Below are 3763 nucleotides of genomic sequence, written 5' to 3'. Positions count from 1 at the left end.
ATCGCCCGCATGGCCGTGTCGAACTCTTCCGTATACGCGTCCGAGTCGCGCACCAGCATCGCCGCCTGCAAGAACATGGGCCACTTGTTCGACCAGTTCAGCCGCGACTCTCCGTCGTCGGTGATCGTCTGGATCGTGGTCCACGGGGTGAGGATGCGCACCACTGCGGCCGCGTCGTCCGGGTCGCCGGCCACCTTCCACCGGATCGCGAGGTCGACGGCCTTCTCCACATCCGCACGGACGAACGCGACGACCTCGTCGTTTGCGGCGTCGTCGACGTAGTGGCCGGGGAAGTACCAGGGGTCCAGCGGGCCCTGCGGGGTGTACGTGTTGTCGACGGTGAGGATCCCCGCCCACTTGTCGGCCATGCTCGCCGGCAGGCCCGCGCTGATCATGCTCTGCAGCGTCGAGACCCGCCCGCCGGTGAAGACGATGTCGCGGGTGCCGAACTTCGTCGGCTGGGTGACAGTGCGCGCCTGCTCCGCAGTCAGGAAGCTCACGGCACGTACTCCATGAGCATGCCCACGAACCCGGCCGGGGACGTGCACGTATCCGTCCCGCCGATACGCGACAGCCGCACAAGCAGCGGCCCGCCGGTGGCCGAGACCGCGACAGCGGTCGTATGGGTGGAGATCGTCGCCTGGTTCGCGGCGGTGGGGGCGGTCGCGGTCACATCGGACTGCACTTCCCCGGTGCGGAACGCTGCACCGTCCGTCACCTGCGACGCCTGCACCCGCCACAGCACCGTCCCGGTCGCGACATCATCGGTCGCCCACACGGTACGGAACCTGACACTGGTGACCCCGGGGCGGGTGACCGCCACGGCGCCCATGGTCCGGTTCACACCGGCAGGGAAGGTGAGCACCGGCACCGCGGACGTGGCCAGGTATCCGGATGCCGCCGGTGACGCGTTGACCGCGACGAACGCTTCGGCGGGGATGAAGTCGACCACCGCCCCCGCGGTGCGCACCGCCCGGTTCAGGGCCGACCCGGTGTTCAGCATCTGCGCGATGACCGTGTCGAGGTTCGTCGCGTTCGACAACGCCCAGAAGTCCGTCGCCGGATCCATCTGCAGCCCCGGGTCCACCGGGCCGAAGAACAGGTTCGCCGCCCCCGCAACCCGGTCAGGGTACGCGGACCCGTCCCACAGCCGGTACACCGGGAACAGGCCCTTCCCGGCCTCGTCGACCGCCGCACGGGTCGCGGAGTCCACCGCGGCCACATACGCGGCGACCGCGTCGTCGTTCTCGATCGCGTTCACACCGGGCAGGCCGCGCGGGATCTTGAAGTGCGCATGCTTGACCTCGGTCGTGCCCGACATGATGACCTCGGCCGCGTCCTCCGCCGGCACCGACTCCGCCGACGCCGACGAGAGCGTGCCCGGCAGACCCTGGATGCCCTGCGCGCCCTGCGGGATCTCGAAGTGGACGTGCTTGTCCACGCTCCCCGTCATCGCGACCGTCGCCGGCGTGCCCGCGGGAAGTGTCGCAACCGACACCGACCCGATCGTGCCGGTGTCGCCCTTGTCGCCCTTCGGGCCACGGATATTGTCGATGAGCTCCCAGGCCATCAGTCCACCCACTCTCTGACGTCACCCGTGGTCGGGTGCACCCAATAGATCCCCGACCGGTTGACCGGGGGCGCTGTCGTCGCGTACCAGACGCGCGTGATCGGAAGATTCGGCATCGTCGAGATCGGGCCGCCGCCGATCGCCGCGGTGAACACCCACTCCGCCCACCCGGCCAGGACCTCCTGCCCGGACGCGTCCGCGGTCAGCCACTCGCACCGCAGCGCGTACCGGGTCGGTGGCAGCAGATCTGCCGACGCGACCAGCGCCACCGAGAACGACCCGTCAGAGGCGACCGTCACCGGGATGCGTCTGGCCGCCGCCGGCCCGCCCGGCGCGAACGCGTCCCCCTCCGGCGCGACCCACAGCCGCGGGATCGCGGAAGCGAACGGCGCCTCACCGAAGTCGGTGAGCTTGCCGGTATACGAGTACGTGGTCATCAGACCCCCTTGTATCTGTGGCCCTATCGGGTCTACGCTGTGGCCATGACAGAAACGCCTATCCGGAAAGTCCGCATCGACAACGAGACCTGGGCTGCGTTCGAGCGCATCGCGCAAGAGAACGGCGAGACCGCATCCGGTCGGCTGCGCCGCCTCGTCTTCGACGACGTCAAAGAGCACTCATGAGAGCCGTGGCTCTCGCGCTACTCGCAGGCATGCTCCTGCTGGCCGGGTGCGCGGCGACCACCCCGCCGACCGGTGACGACGAGTTCGTCGCCGCCGTGCACGATGCCTGGCACGGCACCCCGCCGGACCGGTACGACACGCTCAAGCTCGGCGCGATCGGCTGCTCCGCACTCCGTATCTACCTGGCCCCCGACCAGGTGCGCACCATGCCCATCGACAACGCCGACGACGCCTGGAACAACCAGCAGGTGATCGAGCACCTGCACCTCGTGTGCCCGACCGTCGCGTCGAAGTGACTCAGACGGTCCGGTACATCTGCCCGGTCGGGTTCATCCACACGTTCGCCGGGTGCGTGGCAGCGTCGGTCGTGTCCAGCGGGAACAGGCGCGCCCCCTGCGCGCCACCGAGCGACAGGCCCGGACCAGTCGCAGGGATGATCTGCACCACACCGGACGCGACGTAGATCGACGCACCGCCCATCGTGATCTTCCCGACACCGCCGTCGATCTCGAACGTCATGTCGCCGACGGTGATCTTCCCGCCGGACGCAACATCAAGATCAGACTTCAACGACACGTCGCCGGTGATCTCCGTGTCGCCGCCGAGGGTCGTATCCCCGGTGACGTTCAACTTCCCGGTGACATCCGTGTCCCCGGAGATCGTCACATCGCCGCCGATGTCCGTATCCCCCGTGGTCGACAGGGTGCCGGTGATCTTCAACTGGCCGTCGATCAGCTCAATACCCGTCACCTGCAGCAGGCCCTCGACGACCAGACCCGGGTCCGAAGAGATCACCCGCAGGCCACCCTCGCTGATCGCCGCGTTCTGCAGCATCAGCGTGGACTCGAGCCGGCGGATACGCCGCTGCATGTCCTTCAGCGACTTGAAGACGTTCGACAGGTCGTCAACCATTCGCCTGCACCTCCAACGTCACGTTCTGTGTCAGATCACCCGACAAGCCGATGACCCTCTGATCGACCAGCCCGTCAGGGATCCACTCGTCACCGTTCACGTGCATGTGCAGCACCCGGCCCGGCTTGACCATCGCGGCCGTGACCGTGTCATCCAGCCGCACACCGAAGCTCCACTGCACCACCGGGGAGTAGTGCGCGGCGAGGTCCGCGTCCGCGATCCGCTGCAGCTGCGCGGTCGACTTGATGTCCTTCGCCGCCCGGTACGCGTCACGAATCGGGATCGTGTACGGACCATGCCCCGCATACGCGGTCAGCTGGTCGACATCCGTCCCGTTGCCGGCATAGATCACACCGGTCAGCTGGCTGCTGCCGTCTTCCTTCACATGCAGCCCCGTCACCGCAGACTCCGGGACCGTCACCGGCAGCTCGAACCCGCCGTACTTGACCGGGTTCCCCACCCGGGTCTGGAACCGCAGAGAACCAGACGAGATGTACGGGTCGAAGAAGACCTCCACGCCCTCGTCCTCTACCTCTGCGAGGCAGTCCTCCATCGTCGGAAACCCGTAGTACGGCCACGTGCGGGTGAATGCACCGGTCCCGTCATCGGGCAGATCGATCGGCAGCGCCCACGTCGGCTCCTCGCCGTCACGCATCGC

Annotated in this window: 7 protein-coding genes; 2 read left to right on the top strand and 5 right to left on the bottom strand. The window is 68.0% G+C overall.

Going from position 1 to position 3763, the window contains the following annotated elements; genetic code table 11:
- The 3 genes from ABMQ42_RS18155 to ABMQ42_RS18145 form a co-directional block, all read right to left on the bottom strand.
- Nucleotides 1-500: hypothetical protein (locus ABMQ42_RS18155; protein ID WP_349724465.1), on the bottom strand; the 500-nt coding region annotated here is incomplete at its 3' end.
- Nucleotides 497-1570: a hypothetical protein gene (locus ABMQ42_RS18150; RefSeq protein ID WP_349724464.1), complete on the bottom strand. Its 1074-nt coding sequence runs from the start codon at nucleotides 1568-1570 to the stop codon at nucleotides 497-499. The genes ABMQ42_RS18150 and ABMQ42_RS18155, both read right to left, overlap by 4 nt.
- Nucleotides 1570-2007: a hypothetical protein gene (locus tag ABMQ42_RS18145; RefSeq protein WP_349724462.1), complete on the bottom strand. Its 438-nt coding sequence runs from the start codon at nucleotides 2005-2007 to the stop codon at nucleotides 1570-1572. Before ABMQ42_RS18145 ends, ABMQ42_RS18150 begins: the two co-directional genes overlap by 1 nt.
- A gap of 45 nt (nucleotides 2008-2052) precedes the next feature.
- Here ABMQ42_RS18145 and ABMQ42_RS18140 point away from each other — a divergent pair, with 45 nt between their 5' ends.
- Nucleotides 2053-2193: a hypothetical protein gene (locus tag ABMQ42_RS18140; protein WP_349724461.1), complete on the top strand. Its 141-nt coding sequence runs from the start codon at nucleotides 2053-2055 to the stop codon at nucleotides 2191-2193.
- The gene (locus tag ABMQ42_RS18135) at nucleotides 2190-2489 is read left to right on the top strand and encodes a hypothetical protein (RefSeq protein ID WP_349724459.1); all 300 of its coding nucleotides are present in this window, start codon (nucleotides 2190-2192) and stop codon (nucleotides 2487-2489) included. Before ABMQ42_RS18140 ends, ABMQ42_RS18135 begins: the two co-directional genes overlap by 4 nt.
- Before the next feature lies 1 nt (nucleotide 2490).
- Here ABMQ42_RS18135 and ABMQ42_RS18130 read toward each other — a convergent pair whose 3' ends face one another.
- Both ABMQ42_RS18130 and ABMQ42_RS18125 read right to left on the bottom strand, forming a co-directional pair.
- Complete coding sequence (locus tag ABMQ42_RS18130) at nucleotides 2491-3105, bottom strand: hypothetical protein (protein ID WP_349724457.1); 615 nt, start codon at nucleotides 3103-3105, stop codon at nucleotides 2491-2493.
- On the bottom strand, nucleotides 3098-3763 hold a 666-nt coding region (locus ABMQ42_RS18125; protein WP_349724455.1), incomplete at its 5' end, for a hypothetical protein. The genes ABMQ42_RS18125 and ABMQ42_RS18130, both read right to left, overlap by 8 nt.

The sequence above is a fragment of the Microbacterium sp. KR10-403 genome, from assembly GCF_040196215.1.
In the GTDB taxonomy this organism is placed as follows: Bacteria; Actinomycetota; Actinomycetes; order Actinomycetales; family Microbacteriaceae; genus Microbacterium.
The sequence above is the reverse complement of the archived record's forward strand: the minus strand, read 5'-3'. Positions and strand labels throughout refer to the sequence as shown.

Excerpts from the sequence above, each read along its gene's own strand:
- ABMQ42_RS18150 (WP_349724464.1), bottom strand. The coding sequence starts at position 1,570 with ATGGCCTGGGAGCTCATCGACAATATCCGTGGCCCGAAGGGCGACAAG.
- ABMQ42_RS18145 (WP_349724462.1), bottom strand. The coding sequence starts at position 2,007 with ATGACCACGTACTCGTATACCGGCAAGCTCACCGACTTCGGTGAGGCG.
- ABMQ42_RS18140 (WP_349724461.1), top strand. The coding sequence starts at position 2,053 with ATGACAGAAACGCCTATCCGGAAAGTCCGCATCGACAACGAGACCTGG.
- ABMQ42_RS18135 (WP_349724459.1), top strand. The coding sequence starts at position 2,190 with ATGAGAGCCGTGGCTCTCGCGCTACTCGCAGGCATGCTCCTGCTGGCC.
- ABMQ42_RS18130 (WP_349724457.1), bottom strand. The coding sequence starts at position 3,105 with ATGGTTGACGACCTGTCGAACGTCTTCAAGTCGCTGAAGGACATGCAG.